Source organism: Bacillus sp. FSL W8-0640, assembly GCF_038007725.1.
GTDB lineage: Bacteria > Bacillota > Bacilli > Bacillales > Bacillaceae_G > Bacillus_A > Bacillus_A cereus.
Map to the genome: position 1 here is coordinate 3935703 of NZ_JBBOXT010000001.1, position 19656 is coordinate 3955358.

Below are 19656 nucleotides of genomic sequence, written 5' to 3' on the forward strand. Positions count from 1 at the left end.
GTTGTAAAAAAACCTCTCCTTAGCTGAGAGGTTTTTTTATTTAACTAGGAGGTTATAACAATGAGCGGAATTATAGCGACGTATTTAATCCATGATGATTCACATAACTTAGAAAAAAAAGCTGAGCAAATTGCACTCGGTTTAACAATTGGCTCTTGGACTCATTTGCCACACTTATTGCAAGAACAATTAAAGCAGCATAAAGGCAACGTCATTCATGTTGAGGAATTAGCTGAACATGAATATACCAATTCGTATTTACGTAAAAAAGTAAAACGCGGAATTATTAAAATCGAATATCCGCTATTAAACTTCAGTCCAGATTTACCAGCGATTTTAACCACTACATTTGGAAAGCTATCACTTGATGGCGAAGTAAAACTAATTGACTTAACTTTTTCAGACGAGTTAAAAAAACATTTTCCTGGTCCAAAATTCGGGATAGATGGTATTCGAAATCTTTTACAAGTGCATGATCGTCCCCTTTTAATGAGTATTTTTAAAGGAATGATTGGACGAAACATTGGGTATTTAAAAACGCAATTACGCGATCAAGCAATTGGTGGTGTAGATATAGTAAAAGATGATGAAATATTATTTGAAAATGCATTAACACCACTTACGAAACGCATTGTATCTGGAAAAGAAGTTTTACAATCTGTCTACGAAACATACGGTCATAAAACGTTATATGCCTTAAATTTAACAGGACGAACTTTTGATTTAAAAGAAAATGCTAAACGTGCAGTGCAAGCTGGAGCTGATATTCTATTATTTAACGTATTTGCTTACGGACTAGATGTACTACAATCACTTGCAGAAGATGATGAAATCCCAGTTCCTATTATGGCACATCCTGCTGTAAGTGGTGCTTATTCAGCATCCAAGTTATATGGAGTTTCATCACCATTATTACTTGGAAAGCTACTACGTTATGCTGGGGCTGACTTTTCATTATTCCCATCTCCATACGGAAGTGTTGCGCTAGAAAAAGAGGAGGCTCTTGCTATCTCAAAATATTTAACTGAAGACGATGCATTTTTCAAGAAGAGCTTTTCTGTTCCGTCTGCTGGTATTCATCCTGGTTTCGTTCCCTTTATTGTACGAGATTTCGGTAAAGATGTTGTTATTAATGCTGGCGGCGGGATACACGGACATCCAAATGGAGCGCAAGGCGGCGGTAAAGCTTTCCGTACTGCAATTGATGCTACTTTGCAAAATAAACCACTCCATGAAGTAGACGACATAAATTTGCATAGTGCACTACAAATATGGGGAAATCCCTCTTATGAGGTGAAATTATGAGTATTCAAGTATTTTGTGATTTCGATGGCACGATTACAAATAATGATAACATTATGTCCATTATGGAAAAATTCGCACCACCAGAAGCCGAAGAAGTAAAGAATAAAATTTTATCACAAGAACTATCCATTCAAGAAGGTGTTTCTCGATTATTTCAATTAATACCTACTAATCTGCACGATGATATTATTCAATTTTTAATAGAAACTGCTGAAATCCGTAGTGGTTTTCATGAGTTTATACAATTCGTAAAGGAAAATAACATTTCTTTTTACGTGATATCAGGTGGAATGGATTTCTTCGTCTATCCACTCTTACAAGGAATCATTCCAAAAGAGCAAATTTATTGTAATGAAACAGACTTTTCAGCAGAGTTTATTACAGTTAAATGGCCTCATTCTTGTGATGATCATTGTCAAAATCATTGCGGATTATGTAAATCATCATTAATCCGTAAATTAAGTGATACAAATGACTTTCATATTGTAATTGGAGATTCTATTACTGATTTACAAGCCGCGAAACAAGCTGATAAAGTATTCGCTCGCGATTTTCTTATTACAAAGTGTGAAGAAAATCATATTGCTTATACACCGTTTGAAACATTTCAAGATGTGCAAGCTGAATTAAAACTTTTGTTGGAGGTGAAGGCATGAAACAACTTTTTCGTCAATGGTATGACTTAAGCGAGTTAAAAAAAGAGTTAACAACACGAAATTGGTTTCCAGCAACAAGTGGTAATATTTCTATAAAGGTTAGCCATGAACCACTTACTTTTCTTATTACAGCAAGCGGTAAAGATAAAACAAAAACCACTCCAGATGATTTTCTATTAGTAGATCATGTAGGAGTTCCCGTTTTAGAGACTGAATTACGCCCTTCAGCAGAAACAATATTGCATACACACATTTATAACAATACGAATGCCGGGTGCGTACTTCATGTTCATACAACTGATAATAATGTCATCACAAATTTATATAGTGATGCAGTCACCCTTCAAAATCAAGAAATTATTAAAGCACTCGATATTTGGGAAGAAGGTGCAACAATTCAAATTCCTATTATTGAAAACCATGCCCATATCCCAACGCTTGGAGAAAACTTCCGAAAGCATATACAAGGAGATTCGGGTGCAGTATTAATCCGTAACCACGGTATTACTGTATGGGGCCGAGATAGCTTTGATGCAAAGAAGAGATTAGAAGCTTATGAGTTTTTATTCCAATTTCATATAAAACTATTATCAATTCAAGGAGGCGTTTCTAATGGCGCAAATTCGTATTCATGAAGTAAATACTCGTATTGAAAATGAAGTGGAAGTATCTAAATTTCTACAAGAGGAAGGCGTTTTATATGAGAAATGGAATATTTCTAAACTTCCTACTCATTTAAATGAAAATTATTCGTTAACAGATGAAAACAAAGCTGAAATATTAGCTGTGTTTTCAAAAGAAATCGCTGATGTTTCAGCACGCCGTGGTTATAAAGCACATGATGTAATTTCACTTTCAAATAGCACCCCTAACCTTGACGAATTATTAATTAATTTCCAAAAGGAACACCATCATACAGATGACGAAGTTCGCTTTATCGTCAGTGGTCATGGCATTTTCGCTATTGAAGGTAAAGATGGGAAATTCTTTGATGTTGAACTTGAGCCAGGCGATTTAATATCTGTTCCTGAAAATGCAAGACATTATTTTACCTTGCAAGATGATCGCCAAGTTGTAGCTATTCGTATTTTTGTGACAACTGAAGGCTGGGTTCCAATCTATTAAGGTAGTTAGTTGAATAAAAGGACTTGGACCCCCTTTTCCAAACTTTTATTCACTCTACATATATACATCCTCCTATGGAACAGGCTTATTTCATTTTGAAATAAGCCTGATTTTTTATTTACTTGAAAGTACTATTTCATCACAAATTTAACACCCTGATTTTTCAAGTGCATTTTTCGAACATTTGTTGAACATTTATTGAATTTTTTCTGAAAATTCTGTTTTATATGTGATATACTACAATTAACTAAGAAGGAAAATAATATCGCAAACAGAGGGGGATAATCATGAGCTTACTTATCGCACTTATACTTGGAGTTACATGTGGAGCATTTCCTGTTATTTTAGGAGCTATTATGGAAGAGTTAGAAATTGGTGTTTTAGGATTTGTCGCATCTTGTGTAAGCGCTTTATTATTTGGTTTATTCGGCGCTATTCCTGTTTCAATTCTGTGTGCTTTTTATATAATACGCCATGCTCGTACAAAACAATTTGGCCCTAATCACATCGCACAAATTATCCCGTTCCCGGTTGAACGATGCCGCCGGGCTTCTAACTTATAATTATAAAAATTAAAGATGACTAAATAAATAAAAGTCCTCATTTGAGGACTTTTATTTATTTTCTTCTAGAAATTGAAACAATTCTTGTAGATGTAGGGCATCTTCACCATAGCTAACAGATACATAAAATATGCCGTCAATCTCAGCTTGCATATAAAGATCCACTCCATCACGATCATATTTCAATGCTAAATAAAACTCCATTTCTTCTAACATCTTTTTTGAGGTTCGAATTACATAATGCCCCTTCTCATCTCTTCCATATTCAAATTCTGGTTCAAAATCATATTTTTGTTTAAAAGCTTCTTTTTGTCTTTCATTAATTTGCATACAAGTAGCTCGCTGTACAGTATCAATCATCTCATCAAACTTTTGAAGGTCCACCTCGTTTACCCCCTTATATATTTTTTATATAATACTTGTGTTCCACTATTTTCTTCGCCATCCTTAATTAACTCTTCATACAATTCTTTCGCCAAACTTAAGCCTGGGACTGGTAATTGTAATTTTTCTGCTTCCTCTAAAGCAATTTTCATATCTTTCATAAAATGCTTTACATAAAATCCTGGCTCAAAGTCTCCTTTTAACATTCGAGGAGCTAAATTACTTAATGACCAGCTACCTGCTGCTCCTGTTGAAATACTCTCTAACACTTTATCTGGATTCAGTCCAGCCTTCTTCGCGTAAGCAACAGCTTCACATACTCCAATCATATTGGAAGCAATGGCAATTTGATTGCACATTTTTGTATGTTGTCCACTCCCAGCTGGTCCTTGTAATTGAATGTTTGTTCCTAACTTTTCAAGTAAAGGTAAGCATCTATCATATATTTCTTTCTCTCCACCTACCATAATTGCGAGTTTTGCTTCTTTCGCGCCAACATCTCCTCCTGAGACAGGTGCATCTAACGTATATATTTTTTTGCTTTTTGCAACTTCATTAATACGTTTTGCTAAAGTAGGTGTAGATGTCGTAAAGTCAATTGCTATCGTACCTTCTTTTGCATGTTCTATAATTCCTTCTATACCAAAATACACTTCTTCTACATCATGTGGATATCCAACCATTGTCATTACAATATCAACTTGCTTCACTAACTCTTTTGGCGTATTACACCAATTTGCACCAGCTTGCACTAAAGAATCTGTTTTTGCTTTCGTTCTATTATATACATATACTTTATGACCATCTTGCATTAAGTGATAAACCATACTTTTTCCCATTACGCCAATACCAATGAAACCTATTGATACAGTTTTATGTTCCATTTTCTCATCCCCTTTGTTCTAATAAATCATTTACCATCTTTCGGAACTCTTTATTAAAGTCATCATCCATACTATTTTTCACATTTGAAAATAACATAACAAAAATTCCTTTTTCTTTATTAAAATTATTGAAAGTGTTCCAACCAGATAACACACCATGATTATGAAAATAATCTGGATATATATAAAAACTAAATGCATATTTCCGTTCTGCTGAAGGCGAAAACATTGCTTGTATACTTTGTTCAGAAAGAAGTTTTCCATTTATAATTGCTTCGTCTAACTTCTTCATATCTCCAACTGTCGTATACATCTCACCACAACCATATAGCCAATCCATGCCTAACTTCTGCGCTGGTACAAGCTCTTTATCTTTTTTCACATAACCCTTTGCAAAATTTTTATCTCCAGGTACCATATTTCCCATACCGGATTCATGCATATCTGCTTTTATAAATATGTTTTCTTTTATGTAATCTCCTAAAGGTTTTTTGGAGATATGTTCTATTATATAAGCAAGAACCATATAATTATAATCTGTATATCTCCAACCTGTTCCTGCAGGAAATTCTAAATTTTGACGTCCAATCCAATTAATTAACTGTAAACGGGAAGCAGCATTCACATTTCCTTTCGCATGTTCAGGTAAACCAGAGGTATGCGTTAATAAATGATATAGCGTAATATTTTTATTCTCCGGAAATGAAGGAATATATTTATTTACATTATCTTGAATATTCAATTTACCTTGTTCTTGCAACTGTAAAATAGATGTGGCAACAACTGTTTTCGTAATAGAACCGATACGATATTTTGTTTGAGGCGTATTTTCTATTTCATTTTGAACATCAGCATACCCATATCCTTTATTCAATATAACATGCTCTTTATCTGTTACCAAAACTGTTCCATTAAATTGCTTTCCGACTAAATATTGATCTAATTTTTGAGATATGCTAGCATAATCAATTTGTTGCTCTTCTTTTTCTTCTATATTCCCTTGTACTTCCGATTCAATAGTAGGATTCACTTTAGTTGTTAATACAGTGTTTTCCTTTATATTGGGGCTAACAAGAAAATAGTATACTCCGCCGCCAACTATAGCAGACAGTGAAGCCATCACCATTACTTTTTTTATCATATTGATCCTCCATAATTCCTTCGCTAAAAATTATCCCCCCTATTCTATTATCAAACAATAAAAAAAAATCGCAACAATTTGTTGCGAAAAATTACATTTTTTCTTTTCTATACACACATACTTGATTCTTTCCATTTTTTTTCGCTTCATATAATGCAATGTCCGCTCGTTGCATTAATTCTTCTCTTGTAGTTCCTTGTTCATATAACGCAACTCCAAAGCTAGCTGTTAACTTCGAAATTCCAGTAAATTGCTTTGTTTCAATAAAGAATCGTAATGACTCCGCAACTTGAAATGCTTCCTTTTCTACTGTATTTGTCACTAATATAATGAATTCTTCTCCTCCCCATCTTGCAAATACATGTTGCTGCTCCACTTTAGATTTCATAAGCTCTGCAAGTTGTATTAATGCTAAATCGCCAAAATCATGACCATATGTGTCATTAACTGTTTTAAAATTATCTATATCAAATAAAATGATTGCTATTTTCTCATCACTACGTATTACCTTTTCCCATTCTACCTCTAGTATTTGTTGAAACTTTAAACGATTATAAATCTCTGTCAATGAATCTATCATAGCAAGTCTTTCTTGTTCTTGATAGATTTCATCTAATTCTGTAATTTCCGTGCACTTTACAATAAATCTTGATAAATCTTCTGGCAATGGTGTCGCACGTAATAGAAAAGTAGATACTGCCCCTTCATAATTTAACATCTTAATTCTTCTACCACTAGATAAAGTATCGTCTAGCCATGTTATATCATGCGTCGTCGAGTAGTATCCATTTTCTCTAATAAAATGTTCAGCAAATACTAAATGTTGCTCACGATAGGCAAACAAATTTTCATATCCGAAAAAAGCTAAAAAATTTGTATTACAATCAACTATTTCATCATCTTCTACTATAAATAATAGATCATTTTGAAAATCAAACATCGTTTGAAGCAATTCCTGCTGCAAACTAACTTGCCTTACTAAAGAAAGTTGATACAAACTCTTATTCACTTCCTCTAACACTGCTTGCGGAGTTACAGGAGCTATTACAATATTACGTATTCCTAATGCAAGTACATCTGTGAATTCTTTTGTTATTTGTTGATCCCAAATGACAATGAATGTACTGTGCGGAGTATACATATTCTTTATATATTTTATTTGAGAATAATCTGTTACATACGTAATGATAATGTGTGGTTTCGTTCTTTGAAATAATAGTTCGCCCTCTTCAAAACTATTTGCTATAAACATACATTTTGGATGGATATTTTCTACCGTTTGTTGATGCTTACATCCATTTTCTATATAAAGGACATTTAACTGCAGATCTTGTAACACATTTTGGAAAACCGTATTCTCTAATAAAAAATGTAGTATGTTCATCACTAGTCTTCACTCACTTCATATATCTTGTTCTACTGAATTCCTCACAAACTTTTTTAAAAGACTGGTCTCCAATAAACTTTAATTTGTGAGAGATACATATTAACAAGCTAATTGAGAATGTTATCTTCGCTTTTCACTCTATAAATTCCTTTTTTAGTGTATGATTGTAGGAATTGTATCGTTTGTATGAATGCCCTAGCTAAATTTTAAAACTTGACAATTAAAATAAAGATATTATATTCTTAAATTCGATAACTTACAAAATGTAAGTAGTGTATATTATTTTTTTGAAAATAATTCGATATACAATTTGGAGGATATACAATGACAAACGACAACTTTTTTGATGTTCTATATGAACGCACATCTACACGTGCATTCAACCCAAATAAAGAAATCTCATCTACAGAATTACATGAGATTTTAAAAGCCGCAGCACAAGCACCTTCCGCTTGGAACTTACAACACTGGAAATTCCTTGTTTTTCAAGGTGAAGATGTACAAAAACGATTACACCCAATAGCTTATAACCAACAACAAATTCTTGATGCTTCTGCAGTAGTCGCTATTTTAGGCGATTTAGAAGCTTATAAAAATGTTGAGCCGGTATATGGTCCAATTGTAGAACAAGGATTTATGAAAGAAGAAGCAAAAGAACGCTTAGCTAAAAATATTGAATCTGCATATGCTCGTGAACAATTCCCAAGAGATGCTGCCTTTTCAAATGCATCTTTAGCAGCAATGCAACTTATGCTTGCAGCTAAAGCAACTGGTTGGGATACTTGTGCTATTGGTGGCTTCAATCCACAAGCACTGACCGACGAATTTAACGTTTCATCTCGTTACGTTCCAATTATGCTTATTACAATTGGTGAATCAACTTTAAAAGGCCACCCTGCACCTCGCATGAGCGTAGAGCAAGTGAGTGAGTGGGCAAAATAATAAAAAACGAAGGTAACTACGTTGCCTTCGTTTTTTTATTTCCTGTCATACTTTTGTAATATTACTACAAATCATTCGACATTTATACTTATGGGAAAGTATATTCTATTCCCTCCTCATAAATAAACGTGACGTTTCGTGTCGAATTTTGTTAAGGTGTTGAAATATACCCGTGTATTTTTGTTACAATTGTGATACAATGATAACAAATAGATAACAAGAGAGGGATTTTCATTGAGTTCATACGGAAGCTTTATCGCACTTTTATGTTACATAGTAACTGTACTGCTTCTATATTTTATTGGTGATGCCGCAAACATCTCCATTTTACAATTTCCAAAAGAAGAAGCATTCCAATTAGAATCAGAAAAACATACTGCACGATCCATTGTGCCACTACTCCTAGCTCTTCCTGTATATATCATCGTTTTATATAAAAGTAAAAAAGTGTAAAGGCTACCCATTTCATTTATTTCGGTGGTTTTTACATTTTTTTGTTATATTCCCCCTATTTTAAACATCATTCCATACTAAACACCCAGCTAGTCATTTAAAATGAGAAAATCCCCTAGAAAAAATTCCACTCTCTGTCCAGTCACTAACTACCGAACTTACATAGATTATAAGTGTGAAGGGGGTGATGAGGATTATGTTTGGATCATTTGGATGCTGTGATAACTTTAGAGACTGTCATCATCGTGAAAGAGAGTGTGACCATCGCGAACATCGCGAGAAAGAGAGAGAAGTAGTTAGACCACAACAACCAGCTGTATGTAACGTACTTGCTAGCATTTCAGTTGGAACAGAGCTTTCTCTTTTAAGCATTAGAGGTAATGGCACTTTCAATAATGTAATTTTTGAAGGTTTCGCTAACGGTGTTGCTCTTTTCTCTGCTTTAGCTCGTAATAACAAAGATAACAAAGATAACAATAAAGACGATAAGAACAATCAAAATCGAAATACTTTTACTGGTATTTTACGTGTATGCCCAACTGATATCGTTGCAATCGCTATCTAATTCTGTCTCTTATCCTCGATAGTAAGCAAATAAGATTTACTTTTCTCATAGAAAAAACCTGAGACCGATTTCAAATCGGCTCAGGTTTTTTTATTGATTATATGCTTTTAACTAGTTCAACAACTTCTTCAGCAGTTGACATCATTAATGCTTTTTCTGCTAATGTTTCCATTTCTGCTTTCGACAACTTGCTTAGCTGTGTTCTTGCAGGAAGAATAGATGTTGCACTCATACTGAACTCATCTAAACCTAATCCTAATAATAATGGGATAGCAAGTGAATCGCCCGCCATCTCACCACACATACCAGCCCATTTGCCTTCTTTATGAGCAGCATCGATAACCATTTTTACAAGACGTAAAATAGATGGGTTATATGGTTGGTATAAGTAAGATACTTGTTCGTTCATACGGTCTGCAGCCATTGTGTATTGGATTAAATCATTTGTTCCGATAGAGAAGAAGTCAACTTCTTTCGCGAATTGATCTGCTAATACTGCTGAAGCTGGGATTTCAACCATCATACCAACTTCAATAGAATCAGAAACAGTTGTACCCGCTTCTACAAGTTTCGCTTTCTCTTCTAATAAAATTGCTTTCGCTTGACGGAACTCATCAAGAGTTGCAATCATTGGGAACATAATTTTTAAGTTACCGTATACGCTAGCACGAAGTAATGCACGAAGTTGTGTACGGAACACATCTTGCTCATCAAGACATAAGCGAATTGCACGGTATCCTAAGAATGGGTTCATTTCTTTTGGTAAATGTAAGTATGGAAGCTCTTTATCTCCACCGATATCAAGTGTACGAACAACGACTGGTTGACCTTCTTTTACACCTTCAAGAACTGCTTTATACGCTTCGAACTGCTCTTCTTCTGTTGGAAGATTGTCACGGCCCATGTATAAGAATTCTGTACGGTATAAGCCAACGCCTTCTCCGCCATTATCGATAATACCTTGTACATCATTTGGTGTTCCGATATTTGCAACAAGCTCAACGTGATGTCCGTCACTTGTTACAGTAGCTTGGTCTTTTAATTTAGCCCATTCAGCTTTTTGCTCTTCAAATTTCGCTTTCTTTTCTTCAAACGAACGAAGAGTTTCTTCTGATGGGTTTACGATTACTTCTCCATCTAAACCGTCAATGATAACGATATCGCCGTTTTGGATTTTCTCCATAACAACTTTCGTACCAACAACAGCTGGAATTTCCATAGAACGAGCCATAATTGCAGAGTGAGATGTACGTCCACCGATATCAGTAGTGAAACCTTTTGCATACTTACGGTTTAACTGAGCTGTATCAGATGGTGTTAAATCTTCAGCAATGATGATTACTTCTTCAGAAATTGTACCAGGATTTGAGAAGTTAATTCCTAGTAAATGTGCAAGAACGCGTTTTGTTACGTCACGAATGTCCGCAGCACGTTCTTTCATATATTCGTTATCCATGTTTTCAAACATAGAAATAAACATTGATGCAACTTCATCCATTGCAAATTCAGCATTTACTTTTTCGCTATTTACTTTATCTTTTACTGGGTTTACTAGTTCTGGATCATTTAACACTAATAAATGTGCTTCAAAGATCGCAGCTTTGTCAGCACCTAGCTCAGCAAATGCGTGGTCCTTAATAGCTTCTAATTCAGTTTTTGCTTTCTCAAGCGCAGCGTCTAAGCGTGCAATTTCTGCAGCTTCGTTTGTAATTGATTTCTTTTCGATGTTAAATTCAGGATTTTCAAGTCTGAAAGCCTTTGCAATAGCAATCCCACTTGATGCAGCGATCCCTTGAATGTTAAGAGTCATTATTCTCCTAATCCTTCGTTTTTCATAGTTTCTTCGATAGCTGCTAGTGCTTGAGCTGCATCATCACCATTTGCAGTGATTTTAATTTCTGCGTTTTGTTGAATGCCTAAAGACATAACGCCCATGATTGATTTTAAGTTAACGTTCTTTCCGTTATACTCTAAGTTAATGTCAGAACCGAATTTGCTTGCAGTGTTTACAAGTAGAGTTGCGGGACGAGCATGAATTCCTGAGTCGCTAGTTACTTTAAAGATTTTTTCCATGATAATTTATCTCCTTTAAATTACAGTATTTTTTAGTTGTATAGACGTGAGTACTACACCATCTATTGTATATAATAGGCGATGTTCGGTCAACCACATCGCCTATTATAATTATAAACATTTTGCGTCAAATTCCTACTGAATGTCAATAATAGCGGTTTCGCCCTTCTTAACATTTCCATCTTTTTTCAATTCGACTTGTTGCCCTTGTTGTAAGTTTGTAAAGACAATTGGTGTAATGATAGATGGTGCATTTTCTTTTACAAATGCAAGATCTACTTTTAATAATGGTTGGCCTTGTTTCACCTTGTCGCCTTGTGCTACAAGCGCTTCAAAACCTTCACCATTTAATTTTACAGTATCAATACCGAAGTGGATTAAAATTTCTTTTCCGCCTTCAGATTGAATGCCAATCGCATGTTTTGTAGGGAATACATTGACAATCTCACCGTTCACTGGAGAAACTACTGTTCCTTCAGTTGGTTCAATTGCAAATCCGTCTCCCATCATTTTTCCTGAGAATACTTGGTCAGGCACTTCTGTAATTGGTAAGATTTTCCCTTCGATTGGTGATACAATTGTTTCATTTTCATCAACTTTTTGAGGAGTTTCTTCCACTTTTACAGGTTCTTCTTTTTCAACATGAGGTGTACGACCTGACATAATATCATGAATTTGTGATTTTAATGTGTCAGATTTCGGCCCGAAAATAGCTTGAATGTTATTTCCAACTTCAAGTACACCAGCTGCTCCAAGTTCTTTTAAGCGGTCTTTGTTTACATTCTTTTGTTCGTTAACTTGAACACGTAAACGAGTAATACAAGCATCTAAAGAAGCAATGTTTTCTTTCCCACCAAGTGCTACTAATACTTCACGAGGAAGTTCGCCTGCTTCTGCTTTTCCTGCGCCGTCATTTGCATTTGCCACTTCACGACCAGGTGTTTTTAGATTCCATTTGCGAATTGCAAAGCGGAATCCGAAGTAGTAAATAACTGCTAGTACAAGACCAACAATAATTACCCACCACCATGCTGTACGGCCTGGTAATACACCGAATAATAGGAAGTCAATTAAACCACCAGAGAATGTCATACCAATTTTAACACCTAAAATTTGCATTGTCATAAATGATAGACCAGCAAATACAGCGTGAATTCCGAATAATACTGGCGCTACGAATAAGAATGAAAATTCAAGTGGCTCTGTAATACCTGTTAAGAAAGATGTTAATGCTGCAGAACCTAAAATACCTGCTGCTAATTTTTTATTTTCTGGACGTGCTTCATGGTACATTGCTAAAGCTGCTGCTGGAAGACCAAACATCATGAACGGATACTTACCAGTTGTAAATGTACCTGCTGTTAATTCTACACCGTCTTTTAACTGTGCCATAAAGATTTTTTGGTCACCACGGATTAATTCGCCAGCTGCATTTGTATACTGACCGAATTCGAACCAGAACGGTGAATAGAAAATGTGATGTAATCCAAATGGAATTAATGAACGTTCAATTAAACCGAATATAAATGCTGCGATTGTTCTATTTGCATCAATCATTTGATGTGAGAACGTGTTTAAGCCACCTTGAATGTATGGCCAAATGAAGCACATGATAATACCTACTATTAAAGAGAATGTTGCAGTTGCGATCGGTACGAAGCGCTTACCTGCAAAGAAACCTAAGTATGATGGTAATTCAATGTTGAAGTATTTATTATAGCAATATGCCGCTACTATACCGACGATAATACCACCAAATACTCCTGTTTGTAGCGTTGGAATACCTAATACGTTTGCATACGCTGGATCTGCAAATCCAATTTTTACTGGGTCTGCTCCAGAACTTGTTACTTTCACTAGCTTATCTACTTCTAAGAACACACTCATCGTTTTGTTCATAATTAAGTAGCCGACGAATGCTGCTAAACCAGCTACTCCGTCTCCACCAGCTAAACCAATTGCTACCCCAACTGCGAATAATAATGCAAGGTTAGCGAAAATAATATCACCAGATTGTTCCATAATTTTTGCAACCATTACGAACCAATCTGCTTTTAAAGCAGGAATAACATTTGTTAACTGTGGATTTTGAAATGCATTACCAAATCCAAGTAAAATACCTGCCGCCGGTAAAATCGCTACTGGAAGCATTAACGCTTTTCCGACTTTTTGAAGAACACCAAAGATCTTCTTAAACATGGAAACCCTTCCTCTCTTATCTATATTGATACCTTCCGACAAACGCCAAAAAGACATGAGGAAAAAAAGATAGAACGATAGCTATACAAAGGGTAGTATATCCCTTTCTCTAGCTTACATTCCTTACTTTTCTCCACTCATGCCTGATCGAATCAGTAACACGTGTCAAAAATAGGTTTACGTATAAGTTCACTATAATTAAGGCAAACGTTTTCGTTACTCACCTTAATGTGTTTGTCGAAATTTGTATAACTTTGCAATAGTTATTATACATAACTATTGTAAGCGATTCAATCATTTTTTTTAACGTTTTCATTTTAGACAAAAATATATGACTTTTTACACATGCTCTGCCTTCACTAAGCGTTGCAAGTGCATCGTTAAATAAATACTTTCAGCTTCATATACAGGTAGTTGCAACTCTTTTTGCATGACCTTAACTAGCTTCCAAGCCAAGTTATAGCAAACTGGATACTCCGCCTTTAATAAATCAGCAAAACTTTGCGATTCTTCTACTTTTTCTCCTTTTTTCACCCTCTCAATAGCATATTGAAGATGACGAATAAGGCGTAAATAATGAATGCTCTCTTGGTCTAATGTAATTTGTAAGTTTGTCTCAATTAAAGATACAAGTTGTGCAATGAGACGGGAGTTTTGATTAACTGAAGATAAATCAGAATTTGTAAGCGAACTGTAAATGTGAAGTGCAATAAAACCAATTTCTCCTTCTGGCAATGTAATTTGCAAACGAGAATTTAAAAGTTGTACAACACCTTCCGCAATTTCATATTCCTCTGGATAGAGCATTTTTGTTTCAACTAAAAAAGGGTTATCAATTGTAAGTCCTTGTTTTAACCTTTTAATCGCAAATGAAATATGATCCGTTAACGCAATATGAATATGTTCATTTAGTGGAGATTTCGCTTTTTCTTGAATGTACAGCATAATATCGTTCATCAATTCAATTAATTTTTCACTAATATGCGGCACTAATAATTTGTATTGTTCACGATCACGTTCATTTTTTAAGACAAACATTTTTTCGATTTGTTCTTGCTCCAATACATCTTTCGCTTTTTTCCCAAATCCAATTCCTTTACCAATCACTACTACTTCCTCGTGTTCCGGATGGCTAGCAATGATGACATTATTATTTAAAACTTTTTTAATTTCTAGATAATTACTCATATAACACCACCCTCGTACTTAAATAGCCTACTTTTATGTTACAGAATATTCTTCTTTGTCGTCAATGTAAAACATCTGCCATTTAATAAAAATTCATTTTTTAGACATGTTTATATATGATGCGTATAATGTAAGAGCAACTGTACATAGAAAGGAGATAACAGCATGATTAAAATGTTTGTAAGTGATATCGATGGTACAATGATGCAACACGGAGGTCTTATTGATGAACAAGATGTTGCGGCACTACGCAGCCTTGCCGAACAAAATGTTATTCTTTGCTTCGCTTCCGGAAGACTTGATAATGAAATTGCAGACTTAATGAAAGCTGTAAATACAAATTTTCATCGCATTAGTGTAAATGGTGTTTTTGTATATACACATGAAAATAAACAACTATTATCTGCAACTTTTGATTCCAGCATACTTCCCGATTTGTTAGCTATGACGAATGAAGATCCTTATTTCCGTTATGTAAGTGATGAGCATAATTATTACATTGAAGAGAAAACACCTTTTATTCAAGAACTTGAACAACAAGTAACTATGACTTCTGTTGAAGAACCAAACTTACTACAGAAGATTGATGATACAATTTTCCCAAATAAAATTTCTGTCGGTGGAACAAAGGAGAGCTTACAACTCCTTCAGAAAAAAATTGATGAAAAATTCCACGGGAAAGTTAGTACTTTCATCTCAGCAGAACAATGTTTAGATGTAATGCCACCGAATGTTAGTAAAGGCTCTGCCATTTCTGTTTTATTAAATGAGTTTCAAATAAAACCTGAGGAAATTGCTTGTATAGGGGATTCTTACAATGATATTCCTATGTTTTCTTTAACTCCTCACAGTTTTGCTATGTCACAAGCAGATGATGCAGTAAAAAATCACGCTCACTATGTAGTAAATCACGTCAAAGATGCTGTTAACCACGTAATTGCTCATAATAAAAATACGACTCATTCCTTATAAGGATGAGTCGTATTTTTATTTCTTTACATGTTAACCATTTTCAATTCCACTGTACTTCACAAACTGAAATATACTATTTGTTACGTGCGATATTCGTAATAAATTTATAACGATCTCCACGATAAATACATTTCACGTACTCTAGCGGTACCTCACCTTCTGAATATGACCATTGACGCATTACAAGTACAGGCGCCTTTTTAGGAATATGCAGATGTTCAGCTTCATTTTCCGTCGCAACGGAAGCTTCAATTGACTGAGTAGCGCTAACAAGTTTAAAGCCCAGTTTTTTCTCTAAATGTTCATATAAAGATTGTTGCAATATCTCTTCGTTAATATCTTTTACAAGAGCTGGCGACAAATATGTCGTCTCAAAAGCAATCGGTTCATCATCAGCTAAGCGAATACGCCTCACTTCATAAACCGATTCCCCCTCCTGTATTCTCAACCGGTCTGCTATTTTCGCAGTAGCTGGAACTAGGCGGAAACTAAGTAATTGACTACTTGGGTTCATCCCACGAGAAATCATGTCTTCTGTGAATCCCGTCATTCCTTGCAATTTTTGTTCCACTTTCGGAAGTTGGACAAATGTTCCAATTCCACGCTTCCGATATAAATAGCCTTGTTCCACTAAATTATTAATCGCCTGTCTGATTGTCATTCGACTCACTTCGAACTTATCACAAAGTTCATTCTCAGATGGGATTTTATCTCCCGGCTTCCATTCGCCGTCCTCAATTAGCTGTTTCACCCACTCTTGAATCTGATAATAGATCGGAAATGGTGAATACTTGTCGATGTTCATCAGCAATCGCCTCACTGCATAAAGATAGAGCTTCTTGATCAGCGATTACGGTTACATTCGGATGACGTTGTAAAACTGTAGCCGGACACTCTTCACTATATTCACCTTGCAATAATTCTTTAACAGCTTCTGCCTTTTTAGAACCCATAGCAACTAGTAGAACTTGTTTCGCTTTCATAATGCTTCCAATTCCCATTGTAATCGCATGAGTTGGCACATCTTCTTCTTTTTCGAAGAAGCGAAGGTTTGCTTGGCGTGTAGATTCTGTTAATTCAACAATGTTTGTTGGAGAATTAAACGGTGTTCCTGGCTCATTAAATCCGATGTGACCGTTTTCACCGATTCCAAGAATCTGTAGGTCAACTGGGTTAGCAGCTAGAATGCTCTCGTAACGTTTGCACTCTTCCTCTAAATCACTTGCCATCCCGTTTGGTACATAAGTTTGTTTAAATGGAAGATGATCAAACAACTGTTCTTGCATGAAATAGTGATAGCTGTTTTTATCTTCATGTGGTAAATTTACGTACTCATCTAAGTTTACAGTGGTTACACGGCTTGTATCAAGTTTATTTTTTCGCATTTCTGCATAAATACCTAATGGAGAGCTTCCTGTAGCCATTCCTAATGTTGGATTTTCTTTTGTTTTTACAACTTCTTCAATTAATTTATAACCTGCTTCTGCTAGTTCTTCTGGAGTTTTTACAACAAGAATATTCATTTAATTACTTCCCTTCCTTCATATGAATTCCTAAACGAACCGTATCATATACATGTAACTCTTCATTCATCACAACAAAGTCTGCATCTTTTCCTACCGCTAATGCACCTTTATTATTTAATCCAAACTCTTCTGCTTGGTTAACTGATGTCATCAGTACTGCATCTTCGATTGAACAACCTGTAAATTCAATTACATTTCGGAAAGCTTGATCCATTTTTAAAATACTACCAGCTAACGTTCCATCTTCTAATCGAGCACTACCATCTTTTACATGTACTGGCTGTCCGCCAAGCTCATATAATCCATCTTCAAGACCCTTTGCACGCATTGCGTCAGTGATAACACTTACTTTTTTTGGTCCTTTTAACTTATATGCTAATTTCACCATATCAGGGTGAATATGAATGCCATCTGTAATTACTTCAACCATTACATCTGGATTTAATAACACATGACCAACAACTCCTGGTTCACGGTGATGTAATCCACGCATTTGATTGTATAAATGTGTCGCATGTGTAATCTTTCTATTTTTTAGTTGCGCATCAATTGCATCTGTATGCCCCATTGTGCCAACTACACCAGTTTCAGCAAGATATTGTTCAAACTCTAATGCTCCCTCTTCTTCTGGTGCATATGTTACTAATTTAATTAAATTCCCACTTGCTTCTTGCCATTGTTTAAATTGCTCAATATTTGCAGGAACGATATGTTCAAGTGGTTGTGCACCTGCACGTTTCTTTGAAACATAAGGTCCTTCTAAGTGAATATATTCGAAATGCGCTCCTTTTTCTTTTGCTTCTTTTGCAGCAGTTAACGCTGCTTCAATTGCCTCTGGAGCTTGTGTCATTGTTGTTGGGAAGTAAGTTGTAACCCCTTCTTTTAACATTTCTTTACCTAGAGTTACTAACCCATCGCTATTTGCATCCATCGCATCAATATCGTATCCACCATGAATATGAACATCGATCATACCTGGAATTACAATCTTCCCTGTAGCATCAAAAACAGTTTCATTTTCTTGTGGTACATATTGAGCCATCAAACCAATTTCTTTAATGGTTTCTGCGTAACGAATAAATCCGTTTTCCACTATTTCTTGACCTGTGTAAATTTTGGCATTGATGACAATTTGCGTTTTCATTTTCATCGATCCTTTCCCATGAATTACCTACTTGTTATTATTACCTTATTCGCCTAGTTCCATCTTAATATACGCACGAGTAGTTGTCTATACATTCTAATGAAATTTCCTTTTTATTCAACAGAAAAGGAAATTTCTTACGTCTCTTATAATTATAATATATATTATTCATTTTTCCAAAAAGGGACAGTATCGCCCCCTAATCTAGAAATCACTTCAATAATGGCATTAACCCGCTAGACTCTAACATAATATGTTCACCATCTGTTTCCATTTCTACTGTACGTTTATTCGTTCTATATACCATTATACCGTGCCTTTTTAAGCGTTTCACTACACTTTGGTGAGGATGTCCATACGGATTACTACTCCCGTACGACAAAATAGCAAACTGCGGTTCCACTTTTTTTATAAACGTTTCACTTGTTGAAGTATATGAGCCGTGATGCCCCACTTTTAACACATCTGCATGGACATCAAATTGTTTTAATATTTCATGTTCTGTCCGTACATCCGCGTCACCCATTAATAAAAAATCCGCTTTTCCATATCGCACCTTTAAAACAATTGAGGATTCATTATTTTCATCTTTTGATTTCCCGTTGTTTAATACTTGTATAGAAACATGTGGATCCAGCGGTATATATTGTCCTTCCTTTACTGAAACGAAAGGTATCCCTCTTTTTTTAATATTATTCCGATACGTATGATAAGTAAGAGAACTATATGTTTTTCCGCTATCTAATATAAGCGATACCGGCATTTGCTCTACAATTGGAATTAACCCCCCTATGTGATCCATATCGGGATGCGTACTGACAATTACATCTAAATGATTAATCCCTTTCTCAATTAATTTCTGAATAATAACCTCTCCTGCTTCATAAGGTCCTCCATCAATTAACATTGTTTGTCCATTTGGCATTATAATAAGTGTTGCGTCACCTTGCCCCACTTTTAAAAAGCTCACTTTCATTTTACTAAGATGTTGCCGATGCATATGTAAAGGAGACGTAGTATGAATGGACATCATATACCTTTTAGCTGATGCGCTATTTAAAGAAAAACATAATAAAACAGAAACTAATAATAAAATAATCCGCATACCTCTCATAACTCGTCTCCTTTTTTCATTTAGTATGGCACTGT

General features: G+C 35.1%; 21 protein-coding genes. 9 read left to right on the plus strand and 12 right to left on the minus strand.

The window, feature by feature from the left end:
- The first annotated feature begins 60 nt into the window (after nucleotides 1–60).
- The 5 genes from mtnW to N2V80_RS20210 all read left to right on the plus strand — a co-directional run bounded on the left by mtnW (nucleotide 61) and on the right by N2V80_RS20210 (nucleotide 3649).
- Nucleotides 61–1305 carry a 2,3-diketo-5-methylthiopentyl-1-phosphate enolase gene (gene mtnW / locus N2V80_RS20190; protein ID WP_000014192.1) on the plus strand — a complete coding sequence of 415 codons (1245 nt, stop codon included), beginning with the start codon at nucleotides 61–63 and terminating at the stop codon, nucleotides 1303–1305.
- Nucleotides 1302–1961 (plus strand): 2-hydroxy-3-keto-5-methylthiopentenyl-1-phosphate phosphatase, encoded by a 660-nt coding sequence (locus N2V80_RS20195; RefSeq protein ID WP_000027467.1) that lies wholly within the window; start codon nucleotides 1302–1304, stop codon nucleotides 1959–1961. Before mtnW ends, N2V80_RS20195 begins: the two co-directional genes overlap by 4 nt.
- Nucleotides 1958–2596 (plus strand): methylthioribulose 1-phosphate dehydratase, encoded by a 639-nt coding sequence (locus N2V80_RS20200; RefSeq protein ID WP_000811347.1) that lies wholly within the window; start codon nucleotides 1958–1960, stop codon nucleotides 2594–2596. The genes N2V80_RS20195 and N2V80_RS20200 overlap by 4 nt, the downstream gene beginning before the upstream one ends.
- Nucleotides 2574–3086: a 1,2-dihydroxy-3-keto-5-methylthiopentene dioxygenase gene (locus N2V80_RS20205; RefSeq protein WP_000057317.1), complete on the plus strand. Its 513-nt coding sequence runs from the start codon at nucleotides 2574–2576 to the stop codon at nucleotides 3084–3086. Before N2V80_RS20200 ends, N2V80_RS20205 begins: the two co-directional genes overlap by 23 nt.
- Before the next feature lie 287 nt (nucleotides 3087–3373).
- Nucleotides 3374–3649 carry a hypothetical protein gene (locus N2V80_RS20210; RefSeq protein WP_000054659.1) on the plus strand — a complete coding sequence of 92 codons (276 nt, stop codon included), beginning with the start codon at nucleotides 3374–3376 and terminating at the stop codon, nucleotides 3647–3649.
- 51 nt (nucleotides 3650–3700) lie between these two features.
- Here the strand turns inward: N2V80_RS20210 and N2V80_RS20215 are convergent, their stop codons facing one another.
- The 4 genes from N2V80_RS20215 to N2V80_RS20230 form a co-directional block, all read right to left on the minus strand.
- Nucleotides 3701–4033 (minus strand): DUF3909 family protein, encoded by a 333-nt coding sequence (locus N2V80_RS20215; RefSeq protein ID WP_058840145.1) that lies wholly within the window; start codon nucleotides 4031–4033, stop codon nucleotides 3701–3703.
- Nucleotides 4034–4038: 5 nt separating this feature from the next.
- Nucleotides 4039–4917, minus strand: a complete 879-nt coding sequence (locus N2V80_RS20220; RefSeq protein WP_000400473.1) for an NAD(P)-dependent oxidoreductase — start codon at nucleotides 4915–4917, stop codon at nucleotides 4039–4041.
- 4 nt (nucleotides 4918–4921) lie between these two features.
- On the minus strand, nucleotides 4922–6058 hold the full coding sequence (locus N2V80_RS20225; RefSeq protein ID WP_061654445.1) for a serine hydrolase: 1137 nt from the start codon (nucleotides 6056–6058) through the stop codon (nucleotides 4922–4924).
- 91 nt (nucleotides 6059–6149) lie between these two features.
- The gene (locus tag N2V80_RS20230) at nucleotides 6150–7442 is read right to left on the minus strand and encodes a GGDEF domain-containing protein (protein WP_001023189.1); all 1293 of its coding nucleotides are present in this window, start codon (nucleotides 7440–7442) and stop codon (nucleotides 6150–6152) included.
- Between the two features lie 327 nt (nucleotides 7443–7769).
- Here N2V80_RS20230 and N2V80_RS20235 point away from each other — a divergent pair, with 327 nt between their 5' ends.
- The 3 genes from N2V80_RS20235 (at nucleotide 7770) to N2V80_RS20245 (ending at nucleotide 9405) form a co-directional block, all read left to right on the plus strand.
- Nucleotides 7770–8387: a nitroreductase family protein gene (locus tag N2V80_RS20235; RefSeq protein WP_000180372.1), complete on the plus strand. Its 618-nt coding sequence runs from the start codon at nucleotides 7770–7772 to the stop codon at nucleotides 8385–8387.
- A 234-nt stretch (nucleotides 8388–8621) separates the two neighbouring features.
- Nucleotides 8622–8840 (plus strand): hypothetical protein, encoded by a 219-nt coding sequence (locus tag N2V80_RS20240; RefSeq protein WP_000100485.1) that lies wholly within the window; start codon nucleotides 8622–8624, stop codon nucleotides 8838–8840.
- Between the two features lie 196 nt (nucleotides 8841–9036).
- Nucleotides 9037–9405: a DUF3915 domain-containing protein gene (locus N2V80_RS20245; protein WP_000468039.1), complete on the plus strand. Its 369-nt coding sequence runs from the start codon at nucleotides 9037–9039 to the stop codon at nucleotides 9403–9405.
- Between the two features lie 97 nt (nucleotides 9406–9502).
- Here N2V80_RS20245 and ptsP read toward each other — a convergent pair whose 3' ends face one another.
- The 4 genes from ptsP to glcT all read right to left on the minus strand — a co-directional run bounded on the left by ptsP (nucleotide 9503) and on the right by glcT (nucleotide 14865).
- Nucleotides 9503–11215, minus strand: a complete 1713-nt coding sequence (ptsP, locus tag N2V80_RS20250; protein ID WP_000174207.1) for a phosphoenolpyruvate--protein phosphotransferase — start codon at nucleotides 11213–11215, stop codon at nucleotides 9503–9505.
- Entirely contained in the window at nucleotides 11215–11478 is a 264-nt protein-coding gene (gene ptsH, locus N2V80_RS20255; protein ID WP_000411080.1) for a phosphocarrier protein HPr, read from the minus strand. Before ptsH ends, ptsP begins: the two co-directional genes overlap by 1 nt.
- A 135-nt stretch (nucleotides 11479–11613) precedes the next feature.
- Entirely contained in the window at nucleotides 11614–13677 is a 2064-nt protein-coding gene (gene ptsG, locus N2V80_RS20260; protein WP_000473174.1) for a PTS glucose transporter subunit IIABC, read from the minus strand.
- Between the two features lie 339 nt (nucleotides 13678–14016).
- Nucleotides 14017–14865: a glucose PTS transporter transcription antiterminator GlcT gene (glcT, locus tag N2V80_RS20265; protein ID WP_000073854.1), complete on the minus strand. Its 849-nt coding sequence runs from the start codon at nucleotides 14863–14865 to the stop codon at nucleotides 14017–14019.
- A gap of 165 nt (nucleotides 14866–15030) precedes the next feature.
- Between glcT and N2V80_RS20270 the strand changes: the two genes are divergently transcribed.
- Nucleotides 15031–15837, plus strand: coding sequence for a Cof-type HAD-IIB family hydrolase (locus N2V80_RS20270; RefSeq protein WP_000594244.1), 807 nt, complete (start codon nucleotides 15031–15033; stop codon nucleotides 15835–15837).
- A gap of 73 nt (nucleotides 15838–15910) precedes the next feature.
- Here the strand turns inward: N2V80_RS20270 and phnF are convergent, their stop codons facing one another.
- The 4 genes from phnF to N2V80_RS20290 form a co-directional block, all read right to left on the minus strand.
- Complete coding sequence (phnF, locus tag N2V80_RS20275; RefSeq protein WP_021727649.1) at nucleotides 15911–16642, minus strand: phosphonate metabolism transcriptional regulator PhnF; 732 nt, start codon at nucleotides 16640–16642, stop codon at nucleotides 15911–15913.
- Nucleotides 16572–17360 carry a glucosamine-6-phosphate deaminase gene (gene nagB, locus N2V80_RS20280; RefSeq protein WP_001024210.1) on the minus strand — a complete coding sequence of 263 codons (789 nt, stop codon included), beginning with the start codon at nucleotides 17358–17360 and terminating at the stop codon, nucleotides 16572–16574. Before nagB ends, phnF begins: the two co-directional genes overlap by 71 nt.
- A 4-nt stretch (nucleotides 17361–17364) precedes the next feature.
- A complete protein-coding gene (gene nagA / locus N2V80_RS20285; protein WP_061654524.1) occupies nucleotides 17365–18507 on the minus strand; it encodes an N-acetylglucosamine-6-phosphate deacetylase in 1143 nt (380 codons plus the stop codon).
- A 211-nt stretch (nucleotides 18508–18718) separates the two neighbouring features.
- A complete protein-coding gene (locus N2V80_RS20290; protein ID WP_001214829.1) occupies nucleotides 18719–19621 on the minus strand; it encodes a ComEC/Rec2 family competence protein in 903 nt (300 codons plus the stop codon).
- Between the last annotated feature and the right edge of the window lie 35 nt (nucleotides 19622–19656).